Here is a 19482-nt window from a genome sequence, read left to right as displayed (position 1 = left end):
GCCTCCCGTCCGGTTGTCCACAGGCCGGGTGACCGCGCGTCACGGGGCTCGGGCTCGCCTCTAGGATGGTCCGCATGGCCGACGGCAGCTCGTTCTCGATCACCACGCCGATCTTCTACGTCAACGACGTGCCCCACATCGGGCACGCGTACACGGAGGTCGCCGCGGACGTCCTCGCGCGCTGGCACCGCCAGCGCGGCGACGACACCTGGCTGCTCACGGGCACCGACGAGCACGGGCAGAAGATCCTGCGCACCGCCTCGGCGAACGACGTGACCCCGAAGGAGTGGGCGGACCGCCTGGTCACCGACGCGTGGAAGCCGCTGCTCGACACCGTCGACGTCGCGAACGACGACTTCATCCGCACGACCGACGAGCGTCACGAGCGTGGCGTGACCGCGTTCCTGCAGAAGCTGTACGACGACGGCTACATCTACGCCGGCGAGTTCGAGGGCTTCTACTGCGTGGGGTGCGAGGAGTACAAGCAGCCGAGTGACCTGGTGCCCGGCACCGGTCCGTACGAGGGCCAGCAGGTCTGTGCGATCCACTCCATCCCGGTGGAGGTCCTGGCCGAGCGCAACTACTTCTTCCGGATGTCCGACTTCGAGCAGCGCCTGCTCGACCTGTACGAGTCGAACCCGCAGTTCATCCAGCCGGAGAGCGTCCGCAACGAGATCGTCTCCTTCGTCAAGCAGGGCCTGCGTGACCTGTCGATCTCGCGGTCGAGCTTCGACTGGGGCATCCAGATCCCGTGGGACTCCGACCACGTCCTCTACGTCTGGTTCGACGCGCTGCTGAACTACATCACCGCGCTCGGCTACGGCACCGACGACGACGAGGCCTTCCAGCGCCTCTGGCCCAGCGTGCACATCGTGGGCAAGGACATCGCCCGCTTCCACGCCGTGATCTGGCCCGCGATGCTCATGGCCGCGGGGCTCCCGGTGCCGGAGCGCGTGTTCGGCCACGGCTGGCTGCTCGTCGGCGGCGAGAAGATGTCCAAGTCGAAGCTGACCGGCATCGCCCCCAGCGAGATCACCGACACGTTCGGCTCCGACGCCTTCCGCTACTACTTCCTCCGCGCGATCACCTTCGGGCAGGACGGCAACTTCAGCTGGGAAGACATCTCGGCGCGGTACCAGGCCGAACTGGCGAACGGCTTCGGCAACCTGGCCTCCCGCATCGTCGCGATGCTGAACCGGTACTTCGACGGTGCCGTCCCGGAGCGTGGCGAACTGACCGAGTCTGACGCGGCCGTCGACGCCCTCGCGCAGGCCGTCACCGAGCGGGCCGACGCGTCGATCGCCGCGTTCGCCCCGCACGACGCGATCACCACGGTCTGGGAACTCGTCGACGTCCTGAACGGCTACATCACCGAGCAGGAGCCCTGGGCCCTGGCGAAGGACGACGCCCAGCGCGAGCGACTGGCGACCGTGCTCGTCACCGCACTCCGGGGCCTCGGCACGGTGGCCGTGCTCGTGTCCCCGGTGATGCCGAAGGCGACCGAGAAGCTCTGGGCCTCGATCGGTGCGGGCGGGACCATCGCCGAGCAGCGCATCGACCGCGCCTGGGAGTGGCAGGGCTCGGAGACGGTGACGCCCCTCGCGGCCGGGCTGTTCCCGCGCATCGAGCAGCCGGAGCAGGGCGCCGCGTGACCGACGCGCACGTCCGCGCTCGCGGCGGCGACGGTGGCGGGCAGAAGCGGGACCTGACGTACCCGCCGTTGCCGCAGGCCCTCACCGTGCCGGTGTACGACAACCACACGCACATGGAGATCGCCGACGGTGTCGGGGACGGTGGCGACGGTCCGCTCGACTACCGGGAGCACCTCGACCGTGCCTCGAGCGTCGGCGTCCGCGGTGTCGTGCAGGTCGGCACGGACCTGGCCACCTCGCAGTGGTCGGCGTCGATCGCGGCACGGGAACCCCGGGTCCTCGCCGCGGTCGCCCTGCACCCGAACGAAGCCCCCGTCCTCGACGAACAGGGCCTGCTCGACGAACACCTGGCCGGCATCGCCGAGCTCGCGGCCCTGCCCCGGGTCCGGGCGATCGGGGAGACCGGGCTCGACTTCTTCCGCACGGGTGACGACGGCCGGGCGGCGCAGATCCGCTCCTTCGAGGAGCACATCCGCATCGCGAAGGACCACGACCTGGCGCTGACGATCCACGACCGGGACGCCCACGACGCCGTGGTCGAGGTCCTCGAGCGTGTCGGGGCCCCGGAGCGCACGGTCTTCCACTGCTTCTCGGGCGGCCCCGAGCTCGCACGCCTGTGTGCCGAGCGCGGCTGGTACATGTCGTTCGCCGGCACCGTGACGTTCAAGAACGCGCAGAACCTGCGCGACGCCCTGCACGTCGCACCGCGCCACCTGATCATGGTCGAGACGGACGCACCGTTCCTCACCCCGACGCCGTTCCGCGGTCGGCCGAACGCGCCGTACCTGATCCCGCACACGCTGCGGTCGATGGCCGAGACGCTGGGGACCGACGTGTCGATGCTCGCGGCGCAGATCACCTCGAACACCGAACTCGTCTACGGCATGTGGGACGCCGAACCCGTCACGGTGGTGCAGTAGCCGTGGGTGCGCTCCTCGGCCCGGCGGAGATCCGGGAACTCGCGGCGACGCTCGACGTCACGCCCACCAAGAAGCTCGGCCAGAACTTCGTGCACGACGCCAACACCGTCCGACGCATCGTGTCGATCGCCGGCGTCACGCCCGAGTCGGCGGTGCTCGAGGTCGGGCCCGGGCTCGGGTCGCTGACCCTCGGCCTGACCGAGACCGGCGCTGCTGTGACGGCTGTCGAGATCGACGCCCGGCTCGCCGCGCACCTGCCGACGACCGTCTCCGCGATGCAGCCCGACGCCCGCCTGACCGTCGTCCACCAGGACGCCATGCAGGTCTCGGCAGAGGACCTGCCCGTCGCGCCGACGCACCTCGTGGCGAACCTGCCCTACAACGTGTCCGTGCCGGTGCTCCTGCACCTGCTCGCGACCTTCCCGTCCCTGGTCCGGTCGCTCGTCATGGTGCAGGCCGAGGTCGGCTACCGCCTGGCCGCCGACCCGGGCAGCAAGGTCTACGGCTCACCGAGCGTCAAGGCCGCCTGGTACGGGTCGTGGCGGATCGCCGGACAGGTCAGCCGGCAGGTGTTCTGGCCGGTGCCGAACGTCGACAGTGTCCTGGTCGGCTTCGACCGGCACGAGCCCCCGGGCGACGAACAGCTGCGATCGCGGGTGTTCACCCTGGTCGACGCGGCGTTCCAGCAGCGTCGGAAGATGCTCCGCCAGGCGCTCTCCGGTGTCCTGGGCGGCAGCGCGCACGCGTCGGAGGTCCTCGAAGCCGCCGGCATCGCGCCGACCGCCCGCGGCGAGGAGCTCGGCGTCGACGACTTCGTGCGTCTCGGCAGGACCGTCCTCGCAGCCGCCGGCACGAGCGACTGACCGAGCCCGCCCGACGGACGCGACTCAGCGGACGGACGCGCCCCGTGCCTCCAGAGCGGCGACGAGCGCGTCCGGATCGTCGCAGCGGAACCGCAGTGCACGCTTGCCGCGGACGGTGACGTGCACGCCCGGCCCGTTGTCGAGCAGGATCGCGGTCCCGCTCGGGATCAGTCGGATGCCCCAGCCGCCCGAGTTCAGGCCGTTCATCTCCATCGGCGTCACCGACGCGATCCGGTCGAGCGGGATGCGGCGTCGGTACCAGAACGGGCTGACGCGGACCTCCAGCACGTCGTCGATACGGATCGTCTGTCGCATCCGGACGACGCCGATGCCGAGGACGACCGTGACGACGAGTGTCCCGAGGAGGACCGCGACGTCTCCCGGATCGAGGCCGCGACCGGGTGACGGCGGCAGGACGAGCGGGAGTGCGACCGCGGCGACCGCGATGGCGATCACGGCGATGCCGACCACGGGCATCAGGCGTCCGGACGGCAGGGCTTCCTCGTACGGTGCTCGTCGCATCCACCCATCCTGACATGCCGGAGCAGCATGATGTGCTACATGTCAGGACGGGTGGAGTGGGTCAGTGCTCGCGCGAAGCCATCATCTCGAGGATCTGCTGGTGGTTGCCGTCGCGCTCGGCCCACCGCAGCGGCTGGACGTTCTGCACCAGGATCTCCGGAGCCGCACCGGACTCGATCAGGCCGACGACCTCGTCGATGAACACCTCGAGCGGCATCCCGCCGAAGTCCTGCCCACCCATCAGGTCGGTGGCGACGGCCGGCGGCGCGAGCTCGAGGACCTCGACCGACGAGCCGACGAGCTGCTGCCGGAGCGCCTGCGTGTACGCGTGCACGCCGGCCTTGGTCGCGCTGTAGGTCGGGGTGGCGGTCAGCGGTACGAACGCCAGACCCGACGACACCGTCATCACCGTCGCGCTCGGGCGGCCGAGCAGGTGCGGCAGGAACGCGTCGATCAGCCGGATCGTGCCGACCAGGTTCGTCTCGACGATCTCGACGGCGTCCGAGATGTGCGCCGGGTCGCGGAGGTCCTCGTTGCGCATGATGCCCGACATCGTCACCAGGGTGTCGAGTGCGGGGTGGGCGGCGAGGACGGTCTCGGCCGCCTGCTGGATCGACTCCGCGTCGGCGACGTCGACCTGCACGGTGTCCAGGCCGTGCTCGGCGGCGATCGAGTCGAGGAGGGCCTGGCGACGGCCGCCGACGACGACGGTGCTGCCGGCCTGCTGCAGGCGGAGCGCGAGGGCCAGGCCGATGCCCGAGGTCGCGCCGGGCATGAAGACGGTGCTGTTCGTGATGTCCATGACCACCACGATGCGCCGTGCGGGTCGGGGCAACCAGAGCGCGGTCATCGGGGGACCGGCGCTCCCTGGCTCCGGCGTGACGGACGCAGCAAACTGGGGGCATGGACCGTGCAGCCCTCGCCGACTTCCTCCGCCGCCGACGGGAGCTGCTCCGCCCGGAGGACGTCGGGATCGGGGCCGGCGCTCGGCGGCGCACCCCGGGCCTCCGTCGTGAAGAGGTGGCGGCCCTCGCCGGCATGTCCGTCGACTACTACACGCGGCTCGAACAGCAGCGCGGCCCGCAGCCGTCGGAGCAGATGGTCGCCGCGATCGCCCGTGCCCTCCGGTGCTCGCTCGACGAACGCGACCACCTGTTCCACCTGACCGGGCAGAACGCGCCCGTCCGGATGCACCGCGCCGACCACGTCGACCCCGCGATCCTCCGCGTGCTGGACCGGCTGGCGGACACCCCGGCGATCGTCGTGAACCACCTGGGGGAAACTCTCGTCGAGAACCCGATGGCGGCGGCGCTCCTCGGCACGTCCGTGGGTCTGGCCGGCAACGAGCGGTACCAGGCGTGGCGGTGGTTCGTGAGCGGCACCGAACGGGCGAAGTACGCGGCCGAGCAGCACGAACACCTGGGCCGGGTCGTGGTGGCGTCGCTCCGGGCCGCGGTCGGGCTGGCCGGCCCGGGGGACCGACGGGTGAGCGAACTCATCGCGGAACTCGAACGGCGGAGCCCCGAGTTCGCCGAGCTCTGGGCCCTGCACGAGGTCGCGAGTCGCTGGTCGGACAACAAGACCATCGTGCAGCCCGAACTCGGCCGGATCACCGTCGACTGCCAGGTCCTGCACACGGACGACCAGGCGCAGGCGCTCCTGCTGTTCACCGCTCCCGCGGGCAGCGAGGACGCGCAGAAGCTCGAGCTGCTCGGAGTCGTCGGCCAGCAGTCCTTCGACGCTTCGGCTGCGCCCCACTGAACTGGTATCCTGGGGGTGCAGGACGCCTCCGGGCCTCCCGCACCCAGCCAACGCCCCGCCGAGTGCGGGGCGTTGTGTCGTGGGGGCAGCAGTGTGGTGTGCCTGCAACACCACGTCACACACCTGGCAGGTGCGACGACACCGTGCCTAGGGTGGTGCGGTGAGCACTCCGCGCGTGTACGTCATCCACGAGAACCCCGAGTGGTTCCCGCCGCTCGCCGCCGCCTTCGAGGCCGAGGGCGTCCCGGTGCAGGAGATCCTCCTGACCGAGGGGCAGATCGACCTGGCTGCCGAGCCGGAGCCGGGCGTCTACTGGAGCCGCATGTCGGCCAGCAGCCACACCCGCGGGCACGAGCACAGCAAGGAGTACACCCGGGCGCTGCTCGGCTGGCTCGAGCGCGCCGGGCGACAGGTCGTCGGCGGCAGCCACGTCCTCGAGCTCGAGGTGTCGAAGGTCGCCCAGCACGGACTGCTCCGCGCCGCGGGCTTCGACGTGCCCCGGACGACCGCGGTGTTCGGCACGACGACGCTCAAGCAGTCCGCGGCCACCTTCACGAACGGCCAGGACGTCCCGTTCATCACGAAGCACAACCAGGGCGGCAAGGGCCTCGGCGTCCGCCGCTTCGACTCGCTGGCCGAGTTCGACGGGTACGTGGACAGCCCCGAGTTCGAGGCGCCGGTCGACGGCATCACGCTGCTGCAGGAGTACCTGACGGCGCGCGAGCCGTTCATCACCCGGGCCGAGTTCGTCGGTGGCGAGTTCGTCTACGCGGTCCGCGTCGACACGAGCGCCGGCAGCTTCGAGCTCTGCCCGGCGGACGCGTGCGAGGTCCCGCAGACCATCGCGGGTGCGGTGTGCGACGTCCCGGGTACCGACGGCGGTGCCACCGAGACGTTCTCGGTCCGCACCGAGGTCACCGCGGACCACCCGCTGGTCCAGCAGCTGCGCGGCTTCCTCGCCGACCAGCGCATCCAGATCGCCGGCGTCGAGTTCATGGAGACCGCCGACGGCCGCACCGTCGTGTACGACATCAACACGAACACGAACTACAACCCCGCCGTCGAGGCGGTCGCGCCCGCCTCCGGGCCGCGCTCGATCGCCCGCTTCCTCGGCGGCCTGCTCGACGCGGAGTACGCGGCCGCCGCAGCGCACGCCTGACCCGACGCGGCCAGCAGCCCGCGCGGCCCCCGCCGCACCGTCCTGACCATCCACCGGACGGGAGGCCCGCCCCACCACCCGGGACGAGCCTCCCGTCCGTCCCTCCTCACCACCCAAGGAACCTCTCCCGTGCGATTCGGATACTGGACCCCGCTCTTCGGCGGCTGGCTGCGCAACGTCGACGACGAGCAGATGCCGGTCACGTTCGACTACGTGAAGCTCCTGGCGCAGCGCGCCGAGCGGATCGGGTTCGACCTGACGCTCGTGCCGGAGCTGAACCTCAACGACATCAAGGGCGTCGCGGCGCCGAGTCTCGAGGCGTGGGCCCTGGCGGCGGCGATCGCGGCGACCACCGAGCGCCTCGAGATCATGGCGGCGATGCGTCCCGGGTACCACCTGCCGGCGGTGACCGCGAAGCAGGCGGCGACGATCGACGACATCTCCGGCGGCCGGTTCACCTTCAACGTGGTGAGCGCCTGGTGGGCGGAAGAAGCACGGCAGTACGGCGGCATCTTCTCCGAGCACGACGACCGCTACAAGCGCACCGCCGAGTTCGTCGAGATCCTGAAGGGCCTGTGGCGGGACACCCCGTACAGCTTCCACGGCGAGTACTACGACGTCGAGAACGCCCACCTCGAGCCGAAGCCCCGCGTCACCCCGCGCATCTACGCCGGCGGCGAGAGCGAGGTCGGCAAGGCGAGCATCACCCACTACGCCGACGCCTACCTGACCCACGGTGGCACGGTCGAGGAACTCCGGACGAAGATCGCCGAGATGCGTCAGCGTCGCGAGGACGCCGGGCTGCCGCCGTTCGAGGCGTTCGGGATGGCGGCCTACGCGATCGTCCGCGAAACCGAGGAGGAAGCGCAGGCCGAGCTGGCCCGCATCACCGACGTGCAGCACGGCAAGGCGTACGAGTCGTACCAGGACTTCATCTCGAAGTCGCAGCTCGAGCACGTCCCCTCGCTCGAGGACTACTCGGTGTCGAACCGGGGCCTCCGTCCGCAGTTCGTCGGCACGCCGGAGCAGGTCGCCGCGCGGATCCGCGAGTACGAGGACGCCGGGGTCGACACGCTGCTGCTGCAGTTCTCGCCGCAGCTCGAGGAGATGGAGCGCTTCGGCGAGCAGGTCATCCCGCTCGTCCGCGCGTCGGTGCCGGCAGACGCGGAGGCCGAAGCCGAAGCCGAGGCGGTGTCCTGATGGCCGCCGAGGACGACTGGGCCTTCGAGACCCGGCAGATCCGGGCTGGCTTCAAAGCCGACCCGGGCTTCGGCGGGAACGTGCCCCCGATCGCGCAGACCGCTGCGTTCGTGTACCCGTCCGGCGAGGACGCGGCCGACCGGTTCCTACTGAACGCGCCCGGGCACACGTACTCCCGCGTGAACAACCCCTCGGCGGCGGCGCTCGAGCGTCGGATCGCCGACCTCGAGGGCGGGGTCGCCGCCCTGGCGCTGGCGTCCGGGCAGGCGGCGACGTCGTTGGCGGTGCTGGGCCTCGCCCGAGCCGGGGACCACGTCGTCTCGAGCGCGTCGCTGTACGGCGCGACCTACACGCTCTTCGCGTCGACCCTGAAGGACCTGGGGATCGCGTTCACCTTCGTGCAGGACCCGACCGACCTGGACGAGTGGGCCGCCGCCTTGCGCCCCGAGACCCGGGCGTTCTTCGGGGAGTCGATCCCGAACCCGCGCGGCGACGTCCTGGACTTCGCCGGGGTGGCCGGGGTCGCCCACGACGCCGGGGTCCCGCTGATCGTCGACAACACCATCGCGACGCCGTACCTGGTCCGTCCGATCGAGCACGGCGCGGACATCGTCGTGCACTCGGCGACGAAGTACCTCGCCGGACACGGCAGTGCGATCGCCGGGCTCATCGTCGACGCCGGCTCGTTCGACTGGGCCGCGTACCCGGAGAAGTACCCGCAGCTGACGACGACCGAGCACTCGGGGTTCTCGGGCACGAACTTCGCTGAGAAGTTCGGGCGCCGCGCCTTCATCCAGCGCACCCGGTCGAAGCTGTCGGCGGACCTCGGTCCGGCGATCGCCCCGTTCAACGCGTTCCTGGTGCTGCAGGGCATCCAGACCCTGTCGCTCCGGATGGACCGGCACGTGTCGAACGCGGCGACGGTGGCGTCCTGGCTGGACGGGCACGAGCAGGTCGAGCACGTGCACTACGCCGGCCTGCCGAGCTCGCCCTGGCACCACCTGCAGCAGCGCTACGTGCCGAAGGGGCCGTCGAGCGTCCTGGCGTTCGACCTGATCGGCGGGGTCGCGGCCGGGCGCCGGTTCGTCGCCGCGCTCGAGCTCTTCGACCACGTCTCGAACATCGGGGACGTCCGGTCCCTGGTGGTGCACCCGGCGTCGACCACCCACGTGCAGATGACCCCGTCCGAGCGCGCCGCCGCCGGTGTCGGCGAGGGGCTGATCCGGCTGTCGATCGGCCTGGAACACGTCGACGACGTCATCGCGGACCTGCGGCGCGGGTTCGCCGCAGCGGCCGACGCGACCGGAGCCCGACCCGGACGGGGATAGGTTGGTCGCATGACGTCGACGCCCGCTCCGGATCGGGTGCGGACGCGCGCACCGGGCAAGATCAACGTCCACCTGTCCGTCGGGGCGCTGCAGGACGACGGCTACCACGACATCGCCACCGCCTACCAGGCCGTGTCCCTGTACGAGGACGTCACCGCCGAGCGCGCCGACGACTTCTCGGTACGGTTCACCGGGCCGATCGACACCTCGTCCGTGCCGACGGACGACACGAACCTGGCGATCCGCGCCGCCCGTCTGGTCGCCCGGACCGCGGGCCACCGCGGCGGCGTGCACCTGACGATCGACAAGCAGGTGCCGGTCGCCGGTGGCATGGGCGGAGGCTCGGCGGACGCCGCCGCGACCCTCCTGGCCGTCGACACCCTGTGGGGCACCGGCCTCGGGCGGGACGAACTGCTGCGCCTGGCGGCCGAACTCGGCGCCGACGTGCCGTTCGCCTTCGCCGGGGGCACCGCCGTCGGCACCGGTCGTGGTGACGAACTCAGCCCGGCGCTGGCGAAGGGCGAGTTCCACTGGGTCCTCGCGCTCAGCGAGACCGGTCTCTCGACCCCGGCGGTGTACCGCGCGCTCGACGAGCACCGGGAGCGCTACCGGGCCGACATCTCGCCCGCACCGCGCACCCCCGTCGTCGAGGCGCAGGTGCTGCAGGCCCTCCGAGCCGGTGACGCCGAGCTCCTGGCCGAGAACCTGCACAACGACCTGCAGGCCCCCGCCATGCGGCTGCAGCCGGCCTTGGCGGAGACGCTGGAGCTGGGGGAGCGCTCCGGTGCCCTCGCCGGACTGGTGTCCGGCAGCGGGCCGACGGTGGCGTTCCTCGTGCCGGACCGCGACGCCGCGCTCGAGGTGCAGGTCGCGCTCAGTGCGTCCGGCTTCGTGGCACTGCGGGCGAACGGCCCGGTGCACGGCGCCCGCGTCCTGCACTGACGACGGCCGTGGATCGGCGCGACTGTCATCAGCGGCGGCCGTCGATCGGGGCGACCGTCAGGAGCGGACGAACTCCGTCATGATGACCTTGCCGGTCTGCCAGTTGTGCACCGGACGGAACCCCTGTTCCGCGAGCACGGCCTTCAGTTCGGGCCGGATCGTGCGCGACGTGCCGCCGACGTACCAGACGGTGTCGATGTCGCCGAGACGGGCGGGGACCGTCGAGGCGAGGTCCGCGTTCCGGTTCCACAGCACGCCCTGGTCGGCACCGTTCGCGCCGACGGCCAGGTCGGTGAGCCCGGCGAACGCCTCCGGGTAGGAGACCTTGATGATCTCCGCCGTCGTGGTCGGGTGGCGGTAGACACTGCCGAACACGACGCCCTCGTTCGCGCTCGGGCGGGCGGCGCGCTCGGTGCTGATGATCGACGCGGCCTGGGCCCAGGTCGAGTCGGACTTGGCCTCCGGCCCCTTCACGACGACGGCGGCGGGGACCGACAGGACGACGAGCGCGGCGACGGCGACCGCGAGCAGCGCCTTCGGCCGGATCAACGTCAGCGCCAGGGCGATGAGGACCGCGACGAACGGCAGGCTCAGTGACGCGTACTTCGGGGAGTAGAGACGCTCGCCCAGTGCGGTCGCGAGCAGGAGGATCGTGGTCGGGACGACGACGAGCGGGAGCGCCACACGGACGGCCTGCGCCCGGACGACGGCCCGGGCGGACGGAGCCTGACGACGCGCGTGCACCAGGGCGGTGGCGACGCCGATCGCCATGAGCGTCCACGCCATCGCGGCGTACGGGCCGGAGGCGCCGAACCACGCCGTCGAGAAGACCTGCCGGAACGTGCCGGTGCCGATGCCCTTGATCCAGCCGATCTGCTTCGCCTGGGACGACACCACGAGGACGAACGGCGCGACGACGACCGCGGCGGTCGCTGCTGCTGCGACCCACCGGACCAGGACGCGACGGGTGACGAGCGGGGCGCCGGGCATCCGGCCGGTGCGCGAGACGGTGGCCCGGCGGAGGGCGTGCCGCTCGGCGAGCAGCGTCCAGGCGAGGGCCACGGCGTGTGCGACGACCGCGAGCGAGAGGTACACGTTGAACGCGACCGCGACGACGGCGAGCACGCCGTACGCCACCCACCAGCCGGTCGCCCGGCCCCGTCGGCTGCGACGGAGCGCGGTCAGTCCGACGAGCGTCAGGCAGACGGAGAGGGTCGTGATGGTGGCGTAGGGGCGGCCCTCGGTGCCGGCCCACTGCACCCGGGGCAGGAGCAGGAACACTATGCCCGCGGTGATCCCGAGGCGCTTGCCGCCGATCCGACGACCGAGGGCGACCACGAGTGCGGCGGCGACGCCGATGGCCAGCGCGCTCGGCAGTCGCAGCGTGAACGGCGTGTAGCCGACCAGCCAGAACCAGGTGTGGATGAGTGCGTAGTAGAGACCGTGCACCGCGTCGACGGTATGCAGCTCGGCCCACAGCTGGGGCCAGGAACGCTGCGCGCTGGTGACGGTCGCGGCCTCGTCGTACCAGACTGACGGGACCCACGAGAAGGCCGCCGCGATGACGACGCCGAGTGCACCGATGGTGAGCTCCGGGGTACGGACAGCGGTGGTCGCGGCGGCCGAGACGGCGCCGCGGAGACCGGCACGGACCGGCACGTGGCGGACCGCGTGCGGGACGCCGATGCTGCCGGTACGGGGAGAACTCACGCCGGAGACGGTACCGAGCGCCGCTGGACGGGAACCGCACATAGTGCCCCCCGAGCCGGTGAGTGTCCACAAGCCGATGGTCGGCGTTCCACAGTTAGGGTCGTCGTCATGACGCAGCTCCGGATCCGTGACGCCGCGACGTACCTCGGGGTCAGCGACGACACCGTGCGCCGCCTGGTCGAGGGTGGCACCTTCAGCCGCGCGACGGACGCCGTCGGACGGGCGGTCGTCGACGGTCGGGAGCTCGCGGAGTACGCCCGTTCGCGGGGCGACCAGCTCGCCGACCCGTCGGGCGTCCGGAGCTCGGCACGGAACCGCTTCGTCGGCATCGTCACCGGGCTCGTCGTCGACACCGTGATGGCCCAGGTCGAGCTGCAGTGCGGCCCGCACCGGGTGGTCTCGCTGATGAGCTCCGAGGCCGTCCGCGACCTCGGACTCGAGATCGGGTCGGTCGCCGTCGCCTCGGTCAAGGCCACGATGGTCACGGTCGAGACACCGGGTCCTGAGGAGGACGCATGACCGTCAGTACCGCACGCCGCCGACTCGGCTCGCGGACGGCGGCGCTCGCGGGCTCCGGCCAGGACGTGCTCGAGCGTCTCGGTCGGGCGCGGGTCCTGGTCGTCGGTGCCGGTGGGCTCGGCGCGCCGGTGGTCTCCTACCTGGCGGGCAGTGGGCTCGGACGCCTGACGATCGTGGACGACGACGTCGTGGACGGCTCGAACCTGTCCCGACAGACGCTCTTCACCACCGCGGACGTCGGCGCCGCGAAGGCCGAGGTCGCTGCGGCCCGGGCCCGCGCGGTCGACCCCGAGCTCGACGTGGTCGCGGTCGTCGGTCGCTTCCGGCCCGAGCACGTCGCCGGGCACGATGTCGTGGTCGACGCCGCCGACGCGGTGGACGTCACGCGGGCGATCTCGGACGCCTGTGCACCGCTCGGGATCCCGTTCGTCTGGGGCACCGTGCTGTCCTACGACGGCCAGGTCTCGGTCTTCCGCGACGCGGGGGACGACTGCGTCGACTTCCACGACCTGCACCCCGAGGTCCTGCCCGACGAGGGCTCGTGCGCGATCGACGGTGTGCTGCCGGCGCTCTGCGGGGCGGTCGGGTCGGTGATGGCCGCGCAGGTGACGGCCCTCGTCGCCGGCCTCGGCGAACCGTTGCTCGGCCGACTCCTGACGGTCGACGCCCGGCGCTGGCGGTGGACCGAGAGCCCGATCCGACGCGGGCCGACGTCGCGACGTCCCACGGGCCTCCAGGCCGCAGCGGCCGCGGCCGCTGCCGCCCCACGCATCTCGCCCGCGGCACTCGCCGCCCGCCTGGCCGACCCGGCCGACACCCTGACCCTCGTCGACGTCCGCACCGCCGAGGAGTGGGCCACCGGCGTGATCGCCGGGTCGGTCCACGGGGACGCCGCCCTGCCGGACGGGGACGTCGTCGTCACCTGCGCGCGCGGGCCGCGGGCCGACGCGTGGGCGCGGACCGTCGGGAGGCCCGTCACCGTCCTCGACGGCGGTGTCGACGCCTGGCGGCGCGAGGGGCTGCCCCTCGCACTGAACTGATCCGCTCCTGCGGGTAGGATCTCCACACCGGCCCGCACCTGCGGACCATGTAGGTCCGTGGGAAGGCCCCCCGATGCGACAGCGAACGCAGTTGACGACCGCTCTGACGACCGGCGTGCTGCTGGCGCTGACGCTCGGTGGTTGCGCGAGCACGACAGCAGCAGGGGGTGCCAGCACGACGCCGGGCCCGTCGTCGGGCACATCGTCGAACGCCGTACCCACGGGCTCGATCACGGTCTTCGCCGCGGCGTCGCTCCAGAAGACCTTCACCGCGCTGGGACACGACTTCGAGCAGGCGCACCCGGGCACCACCGTCACGTTCTCGTTCGCCGGGTCGAGCGACCTGGTCTCCCAGATCCAGAACGGCGCCCCCGCCGACGTCATCGCCTCGGCCGACCAGGCCACGACGGCGAAGCTCGGCAAGCAGAGCCTGGCCAGCGGTTCACCGCAGGACTTCGCGACGAACACGCTCGAGATCGCCGTGGCCCCGGGCAACCCGCACCACATCCGGGACCTGGCGGACCTGGACGACTCCGGTGTGCAGCTCGTGACCTGTGCCGCCCCGGTGCCGTGCGGCGCTGCGACGGCCGCGGTGGAACGCTCGAGCGGCGTCGACCTGCACCCGGTCAGCGAGGAGCAGTCCGTCACCGACGTCCTCGGCAAGGTGCGCTCCGGCCAGGCCGATGCCGGCATCGTCTACCGCACCGACGTGCAGGGTGCTGGTGCGGACGTCGACGGGGTGCCGTTCGCGGCCGCGGCCGACGCGGTGAACACCTACCCGATCAGCGTCCTGCGCGACGCGGCGAACCCCGCGCTCGCCCGGGCCTTCACGTCGTACGTCCTGTCGTCCGCCGGCCAGCGGACCCTGGGCAACGCCGGCTTCGGCAGGCCCTGAGCCCCGTGCCGGACGCACAGCCCAGTGGCCACCGGGACGGCCGCCGCAGCCGCCGCAGCCGCCCGGCGGTCCGCGGCCCGGTCCCGTGGTGGCTGCCGGTCCCCGCGGTGCTCGGCGGCCTGTTCGTCGTCGTCCCGGTGCTCGCGATGGTCGGTCGGGTCCAGTGGGGGTCCTTCGTCGCGCTGGTGACCTCGCCCGCGTCGCTGACCGCACTCGGGCTGAGCCTCGGCACGGCGACCGCGGCGACCGGCATCGCGTTCGTCCTCGGGTACCCGCTGGCGGTCCTGTTCGCCCGGTCACGCTCACGCTGGACCGGGGTGGCGCGGGCCGTGGTGCTGCTGCCGCTGGTCCTGCCACCCGTGGTCGGCGGGTTGGCCCTGCTCGCCGCGTTCGGTCGGCTCGGGGTCGTCGGCGCGTTCCTCGACGAGCACGGGTTGCGGATCGCGTTCACCACGGCGGCGGTCGTGATCGCGCAGACGTTCGTGGCGATGCCGTTCCTGGTGTCGTCGATCGAGGGGGCGCTCCGCGTCGAGGGCGACCGGTACGAGCGGGTCGCCGCCACGCTCGGCGCCGGTCCGACCCGCACGTTCCTGACGGTCACCACGCCCCGGGTGCTGCCCGGCATCACGGCCGGCCTGGTCCTCTGCTTCGCCCGGGCACTCGGGGAGTTCGGCGCGACCCTCACGTTCGCGGGCAGCCTGCAGGGCGTCACCCGGACTCTCCCGCTCGAGGTGTACCTGCAGCGCGAGATCGACCCGGACACCGCGGTCGCACTCGCGCTGGTGCTCGTCGTCGTCGCGGTCCTGGTGATCGGGCTGGCCTCGGTCCGGACCCGCGGAGGCGCGCTGTGACCGCCGACCCGGCCGGCCTGGTCGACCCGGCCGGCCTCGCCGACCCAGCCGACCCAGCCGGCCTGGTCGCCCACGTCGTCCGGCACGACCGCGGCGTCGACGTCGCCCTGACGGTCGGACCGGCCGAGTGCGTCGCCCTGATCGGCCCGAACGGTGCCGGCAAGTCCACCGTCGTCGACGCCGTCGCGGGCCTCCTCGCCCTCGACGACGGCGAGGTCCGCTCCGCCGGTCGGCTGCTCGCCGGCCCGGGCCGCAGCGTCCCGGCCCACCGCCGCCGCGTCGGCCTGGTCGCCCAGCGCCCCGACCTGTTCCCGCACCGGAGCGTCCTGGCGAACGTCGCCTTCGGTCCGCGGGCTGCCGGACGCTCCGGCCGGGAGGCCCGCCACGCCGCCCGCCAGGCCCTGGCCGCCGTCGGGGTGGCCGACCTGGCAGACCGCGCCCCCGGGACCCTCTCGGGTGGTCAGGCCCAGCGCGTCGCGATCGCCCGGGCCCTGGCGGCGGACCCGTCGGTGGTCCTGCTCGACGAACCGACCTCGGCGCTCGACGTCGGCGCCCGGCAGGAGGTCCGCGCTGCCCTGCGCACCGCCGTCGCCGGCCGCCCGAGCCTGCTCGTGACGCACGACCCGGTCGAGGTGATGGCCCTCGCGGATCGTGTCGTCGTGCTCGAGGACGGCCGCGTGGTCGAGGAGGGGCGTCCCGCCGACGTCCTCGCCCGACCCCGGAGTGCCTTCGCGGCGACGTTCTCGGGCCTCGTGGTCCTGCACGGCACGGCGACGGCGGACGGTCTCGTGCTGGACGGTGCCGTTCCCGGTGCCGGGAGCCGGCCCGACGGCGGGGGCAGGCTGGTGTCGAGGACGCACGGCGTGCCTCCCGGCCGTGCCGTCTCGGCCGCGCACCACCCCACTGCGGCCGTCGTCACCCGCGCGGACCAGGACGACCGGGGCGGGCTGCTCCGGACCGTCACCGAGCTGGAGCCCCGCGACGGACTGGTCCGGGTGCGGGCCGGGGAGCTCACGGCGGACCTGACGCTCGCCGCGGTCGCGGCGCTCGGACTGACGCCGGGGACGCCCGTGCGGGTGCGGGTGCCGCCCGCCGAGCTCACGGTGTGGGAGCGCTGAGGAGCCTGCCGTCGTGGTGCCGGGCCGCGGCCCGGTCCGAGCCGCCGGGACCGGCCGTCCCAGCCGCTGGAACCGGCCGTCTCAGCCGCTGGAACCGGCCGTCTCAGCCGTCGGGACCGGCCGTCTCAGCCGCCGGCGAAGGGCGGCATGACGTCCACGACGTCGACCCCGACGAGGGACGTCGAGCGGTCACGGGTGGTCACCCCGTCGACCAGGTAGGAGCAGCGCTCCTGCAGTGCGGTCCAGCGCTCGACGTCGGTGGCCGGGACCTGCCGGAGGGCGTCGGCGAGGGAGTCCGCCGTGACGGTCGTCTCGTCGAGCCCGACCGCGGCACGGGCGGCGGCGAAGAAGCGCAGCGTGGTCATGTCCGTCATCCTCCGATCGCGCTCATGCCCCGGGTGGGGTGCACGAAGCCGTCGCTGTCGTCGCCGTGGTCGCGCGGCTTCGCCCACATCGCCCGACGCCAGCGGTCGAGGACCACGTCGTCGGCGGCACCGGCGCGCAGCGGTCCGAGCAGATCGACCTCGTCGTCCGAGAACAGGCAGCTGCGGACGTGGCCGTCGGCGGTCAGGCGGGTGCGGGTGCAGTCGGCGCAGAACGACTCGGTGATGCTCGCGATGATGCCGACCGTGCCGAGGTCCTGTCCGTCCGCACGCGATCGCACGCGGTAGCGCTCGGCCGGGGCACCGTTCCGCGGGGCCTCGTCGGGAGTGAGCTCGTAGTCGACGCTGAGGATCTCGCGGATCTGCACGGCGGTGATCATCGTCGACGCGTCCCAGGCGTGGCCCGGGTCCAGCGGCATCTGCTCGATGAAGCGCAGTTCGTGGCCGCGCTCGAGGCACCAGGCCAGCAGCTCGGAGGCCAGGTGGTCGTTGACCCCGCGCATCAGGACCGCGTTGACCTTCACCCCGAGTCCGGCGTCGGCGGCGGCCGCGATGCCCTCGAGGACCCGGTCGAGGAACGGCCGACGGGTGACCTCGGCGAAGACGTCCGGGTCGACGGTGTCGAGCGAGACGTTGAGCCGGTGCAGTCCGGCGGCGCGGAGGGCGGCGGCGCGTCCGGCGAGTCCGATGGCGTTCGTGGTGAGTGAGAGTTCGAGGTCCGGGTGGGCGGCTGCGCTCCGGGCGATCACGTCGACCAGGTCCTTGCGGAGCAGCGGTTCGCCGCCGGTGAAGCGGACCTTGCGGATGCCGAGATGCTCCGCGCCGAGGCCCACCAGCCGGGCGATCTCGTCCGCCGACATCAGCGCGGCGTCGGGCGCGAAGGGCAGCCCCTCGGCCGGCATGCAGTACGTGCAGCGGAGGTTGCAGCGCTCCGTCAGTGAGACCCGGAGGTCCACCGCGTACCGGCCGAAGCGGTCCACCAGGCCGGGGTCACCGGCGGGACGCGGCGGCAGGTCGGTGCGGTCCAGGGGTCCGGGCACCGGCGCCTCGGGGTGGACCCGACGCATCAGGTCCGACGAGGGGAGGAGCTGGCCCGTCGAGGGCAGCATCTGGGCCGGCATCGCCTCAGGATACGGTGCCGTCGCTGCGATCCGGGTGGACCGTGTCGTGGCGCACCGCGTCTCGGCCGAGCAGCCGGTCACGCCAGCGCAGCCAGTCCTCGCGGCGGGTGCGGACGAGGGTGACGACGAGCACGACGGCGATCGCCGCGAGCAGCCACCACCGGTAGGCGACGACCGAGGGCCACACCCCGCGCAGGGCGATCGCCAGCGTCAGGGACAGCCACTCCCACCGGCCGGAGAGCACCACGAACGGGATGAGCAGCAACGCGTACCAGGGGTAGCGCGGGGTCACGGCGAGGAAGGTCACGCCGATCATGAACACCTGGCCGGACCAGGGGTTCGCCGGGTCGGACAGCCGCCAGGCCAGCACCGCGGCGACGAGCACGACGAGCCCCACCACGATCGTCGCGGCGTCCCCGGGCAGGACCTTCGCCACCAGGGCGAACCGAGAGCCGTCCTCGTACCCCTCTTCCGACAGGTAGCCGGGCAGGTAGCCGAGGACCTTCGGGCCCGTCGTCAGCACGTAGGGCACGTAGAGCAGCCCGAACGTGGCGATGCCGACCGGGATCGACCACCAGCTGCGCCACCGCCCGAGCAGCGCCGGGTACACGATCGCCGGGATGAGCTTCGTCGCGGTCGCGGCGCCGAGCGCGATGCCGCCCCAGATCGGCCGACCGAACGCGACGAGCACGGCGCCCGCGGTGGCCAGGGCCGCGCCGACCACGTCGACGTGCGAGTTCGTGACGGCCTCGGCGGCGACGAGCGGCGACCAGGCCCAGAGTGCGGCCCACCAGGTCGGGCGGCCGAGGCGGCGGAGGACGACGAGCAGCCCGACGGTGACGCCGAGCGAGACGACGAGCCCGGCGAACTGGAACGGCAGGTACTGCGCGGTGGCGGGGACGAACGCCCGCACCAGCGCGAACCACAGCTCGGCCATCGGCGGGTAGATCGTCGGGACGTCGGGACGGTTGATCGCCGTGCAGTGGCCGAGCCGGCCGTCGCCCAGACCGCGGAACCGGGGCTTGATGTCGTCACACGTGCCGTTGACCTTGTCGGGGAACAACCAGTCCGGGCGGAGGTGCTGCAGCACGTCCGACTGGGGGGTGTGCAGGTACGGCGAGATGCCCGCGTGCTGCACGATGCCGTCCCAGGCGTAGCGTGCGGAGTCGGTGCTGGTGTTCGGTGGTCCGATCAGGGCCGCGATGCCGACGATCACCGCTCCACCGAGGACGATCCGCGTCACCAGGTGCGGGGGCACGAACCTGAGCGCCAGCACGGCGCCTGCGAAGACCGTCCAAGCGATGAGGGTCCACGCAACGAATGGAGAGCGATGACCCTCCCGGAGGAACCCCAGATGCGTGACACCCACCGCGATGACGATGCCGAGCACCAGCACGCCCACGACGGCGAGCGCGGTCGGGACGAGCACGCTCGAGGCGAGCGCTCGTCGGTCGAGACGGGTCGGACGCAGTCGTTCGCTCATGGTCCGACGACAGTA

Annotated in this window: 19 protein-coding genes; 13 read left to right on the top strand and 6 right to left on the bottom strand. The window is 72.5% G+C overall.

Annotation, left to right across the window (positions count from 1 at the left end; genetic code table 11):
* Nucleotides 1-74: 74 nt before the first annotated feature.
* From metG to rsmA, 3 genes are read left to right on the top strand one after another with little or no spacing between them, the layout of a single operon-like run.
* Complete coding sequence (gene metG / locus DEI97_RS13715; protein WP_111074527.1) at nt 75-1652, top strand: methionine--tRNA ligase; 1578 nt, start codon at nt 75-77, stop codon at nt 1650-1652.
* Nucleotides 1649-2572: a TatD family hydrolase gene (locus tag DEI97_RS13710; protein WP_111074528.1), complete on the top strand. Its 924-nt coding sequence runs from the start codon at nt 1649-1651 to the stop codon at nt 2570-2572. The genes metG and DEI97_RS13710 overlap by 4 nt, the downstream gene beginning before the upstream one ends.
* Before the next feature lie 2 nt (nt 2573-2574).
* Nucleotides 2575-3435, top strand: a complete 861-nt coding sequence (gene rsmA / locus DEI97_RS13705; RefSeq protein ID WP_111074529.1) for a 16S rRNA (adenine(1518)-N(6)/adenine(1519)-N(6))-dimethyltransferase RsmA — start codon at nt 2575-2577, stop codon at nt 3433-3435.
* 24 nt (nt 3436-3459) lie between these two features.
* On the opposite strand, the gene DEI97_RS13700 is transcribed toward rsmA, so the two are convergent.
* Together DEI97_RS13700 and DEI97_RS13695 are read right to left on the bottom strand one after the other, a co-directional pair.
* The gene (locus DEI97_RS13700) at nt 3460-3957 is read right to left on the bottom strand and encodes a hypothetical protein (protein WP_111074530.1); all 498 of its coding nucleotides are present in this window, start codon (nt 3955-3957) and stop codon (nt 3460-3462) included.
* Nucleotides 3958-4018: 61 nt separating this feature from the next.
* Nucleotides 4019-4759, bottom strand: coding sequence for an SDR family oxidoreductase (locus DEI97_RS13695; protein ID WP_111074632.1), 741 nt, complete (start codon nt 4757-4759; stop codon nt 4019-4021).
* A 101-nt stretch (nt 4760-4860) separates the two neighbouring features.
* On the opposite strand from DEI97_RS13695, the gene DEI97_RS13690 reads away from it, so the two are divergent.
* The 5 genes from DEI97_RS13690 to DEI97_RS13670 all read left to right on the top strand — a co-directional run bounded on the left by DEI97_RS13690 (nt 4861) and on the right by DEI97_RS13670 (nt 10347).
* Entirely contained in the window at nt 4861-5718 is an 858-nt protein-coding gene (locus tag DEI97_RS13690) for a helix-turn-helix transcriptional regulator (protein WP_111074531.1), read from the top strand.
* A 160-nt stretch (nt 5719-5878) separates the two neighbouring features.
* The gene (locus DEI97_RS13685; protein WP_111074532.1) at nt 5879-6877 is read left to right on the top strand and encodes an ATP-grasp domain-containing protein; all 999 of its coding nucleotides are present in this window, start codon (nt 5879-5881) and stop codon (nt 6875-6877) included.
* A 129-nt stretch (nt 6878-7006) separates the two neighbouring features.
* Nucleotides 7007-8077: an LLM class flavin-dependent oxidoreductase gene (locus tag DEI97_RS13680; RefSeq protein ID WP_111074533.1), complete on the top strand. Its 1071-nt coding sequence runs from the start codon at nt 7007-7009 to the stop codon at nt 8075-8077.
* On the top strand, nt 8077-9405 hold the full coding sequence (locus DEI97_RS13675; protein ID WP_111074534.1) for an O-acetylhomoserine aminocarboxypropyltransferase/cysteine synthase family protein: 1329 nt from the start codon (nt 8077-8079) through the stop codon (nt 9403-9405). Before DEI97_RS13680 ends, DEI97_RS13675 begins: the two co-directional genes overlap by 1 nt.
* A gap of 9 nt (nt 9406-9414) precedes the next feature.
* A complete protein-coding gene (locus DEI97_RS13670) occupies nt 9415-10347 on the top strand; it encodes a 4-(cytidine 5'-diphospho)-2-C-methyl-D-erythritol kinase (protein WP_111074535.1) in 933 nt (310 codons plus the stop codon).
* Between the two features lie 57 nt (nt 10348-10404).
* Here the strand turns inward: DEI97_RS13670 and DEI97_RS13665 are convergent, their stop codons facing one another.
* Nucleotides 10405-12057: a glycosyltransferase family 39 protein gene (locus DEI97_RS13665; RefSeq protein WP_181439203.1), complete on the bottom strand. Its 1653-nt coding sequence runs from the start codon at nt 12055-12057 to the stop codon at nt 10405-10407.
* A 108-nt stretch (nt 12058-12165) separates the two neighbouring features.
* On the opposite strand from DEI97_RS13665, the gene DEI97_RS13660 reads away from it, so the two are divergent.
* From DEI97_RS13660 to DEI97_RS13640, 5 genes are all read left to right on the top strand, one after another.
* Nucleotides 12166-12576 carry a TOBE domain-containing protein gene (locus tag DEI97_RS13660; protein WP_111074537.1) on the top strand — a complete coding sequence of 137 codons (411 nt, stop codon included), beginning with the start codon at nt 12166-12168 and terminating at the stop codon, nt 12574-12576.
* Nucleotides 12573-13616: a ThiF family adenylyltransferase gene (locus DEI97_RS13655; RefSeq protein WP_111074538.1), complete on the top strand. Its 1044-nt coding sequence runs from the start codon at nt 12573-12575 to the stop codon at nt 13614-13616. The genes DEI97_RS13660 and DEI97_RS13655 overlap by 4 nt, the downstream gene beginning before the upstream one ends.
* 73 nt (nt 13617-13689) lie before the next feature.
* Nucleotides 13690-14511: a molybdate ABC transporter substrate-binding protein gene (modA, locus tag DEI97_RS13650; RefSeq protein WP_111074539.1), complete on the top strand. Its 822-nt coding sequence runs from the start codon at nt 13690-13692 to the stop codon at nt 14509-14511.
* Nucleotides 14512-14603: 92 nt separating this feature from the next.
* Complete coding sequence (locus DEI97_RS13645) at nt 14604-15362, top strand: ABC transporter permease (protein WP_111074633.1); 759 nt, start codon at nt 14604-14606, stop codon at nt 15360-15362.
* Nucleotides 15359-16480 (top strand): ABC transporter ATP-binding protein, encoded by a 1122-nt coding sequence (locus DEI97_RS13640; protein ID WP_258376674.1) that lies wholly within the window; start codon nt 15359-15361, stop codon nt 16478-16480. The genes DEI97_RS13645 and DEI97_RS13640 overlap by 4 nt, the downstream gene beginning before the upstream one ends.
* 125 nt (nt 16481-16605) lie before the next feature.
* Here the strand turns inward: DEI97_RS13640 and DEI97_RS13635 are convergent, their stop codons facing one another.
* From DEI97_RS13635 to DEI97_RS13625, 3 genes are read right to left on the bottom strand one after another with little or no spacing between them, the layout of a single operon-like run.
* Nucleotides 16606-16845 (bottom strand): MoaD/ThiS family protein, encoded by a 240-nt coding sequence (locus tag DEI97_RS13635; protein WP_258376675.1) that lies wholly within the window; start codon nt 16843-16845, stop codon nt 16606-16608.
* A gap of 5 nt (nt 16846-16850) precedes the next feature.
* Nucleotides 16851-17930, bottom strand: coding sequence for a GTP 3',8-cyclase MoaA (gene moaA / locus DEI97_RS13630; RefSeq protein WP_111074635.1), 1080 nt, complete (start codon nt 17928-17930; stop codon nt 16851-16853).
* Between the two features lie 58 nt (nt 17931-17988).
* Nucleotides 17989-19467 carry a glycosyltransferase 87 family protein gene (locus tag DEI97_RS13625; RefSeq protein ID WP_111074541.1) on the bottom strand — a complete coding sequence of 493 codons (1479 nt, stop codon included), beginning with the start codon at nt 19465-19467 and terminating at the stop codon, nt 17989-17991.
* Nucleotides 19468-19482: the final 15 nt, after the last annotated feature.

Source organism: Curtobacterium sp. MCLR17_032, assembly GCF_003234795.2.
Lineage (GTDB): Bacteria > Actinomycetota > Actinomycetes > Actinomycetales > Microbacteriaceae > Curtobacterium.
The sequence above is the reverse complement of the archived record's forward strand: the minus strand, read 5'-3'. Positions and strand labels throughout refer to the sequence as shown.

Excerpts from the sequence above, each read along its gene's own strand:
- DEI97_RS13635 (WP_258376675.1), bottom strand. The coding sequence starts at position 16,845 with ATGACCACGCTGCGCTTCTTCGCCGCCGCCCGTGCCGCGGTCGGGCTC.
- modA (WP_111074539.1), top strand. The coding sequence starts at position 13,690 with ATGCGACAGCGAACGCAGTTGACGACCGCTCTGACGACCGGCGTGCTG.
- DEI97_RS13655 (WP_111074538.1), top strand. The coding sequence starts at position 12,573 with ATGACCGTCAGTACCGCACGCCGCCGACTCGGCTCGCGGACGGCGGCG.
- DEI97_RS13695 (WP_111074632.1), bottom strand. The coding sequence starts at position 4,759 with ATGGACATCACGAACAGCACCGTCTTCATGCCCGGCGCGACCTCGGGC.
- DEI97_RS13670 (WP_111074535.1), top strand. The coding sequence starts at position 9,415 with ATGACGTCGACGCCCGCTCCGGATCGGGTGCGGACGCGCGCACCGGGC.
- moaA (WP_111074635.1), bottom strand. The coding sequence starts at position 17,930 with ATGCGTCGGGTCCACCCCGAGGCGCCGGTGCCCGGACCCCTGGACCGC.
- DEI97_RS13700 (WP_111074530.1), bottom strand. The coding sequence starts at position 3,957 with ATGCGACGAGCACCGTACGAGGAAGCCCTGCCGTCCGGACGCCTGATG.
- DEI97_RS13675 (WP_111074534.1), top strand. The coding sequence starts at position 8,077 with ATGGCCGCCGAGGACGACTGGGCCTTCGAGACCCGGCAGATCCGGGCT.
- DEI97_RS13690 (WP_111074531.1), top strand. The coding sequence starts at position 4,861 with ATGGACCGTGCAGCCCTCGCCGACTTCCTCCGCCGCCGACGGGAGCTG.
- DEI97_RS13625 (WP_111074541.1), bottom strand. The coding sequence starts at position 19,467 with ATGAGCGAACGACTGCGTCCGACCCGTCTCGACCGACGAGCGCTCGCC.
- metG (WP_111074527.1), top strand. The coding sequence starts at position 75 with ATGGCCGACGGCAGCTCGTTCTCGATCACCACGCCGATCTTCTACGTC.
- DEI97_RS13660 (WP_111074537.1), top strand. The coding sequence starts at position 12,166 with ATGACGCAGCTCCGGATCCGTGACGCCGCGACGTACCTCGGGGTCAGC.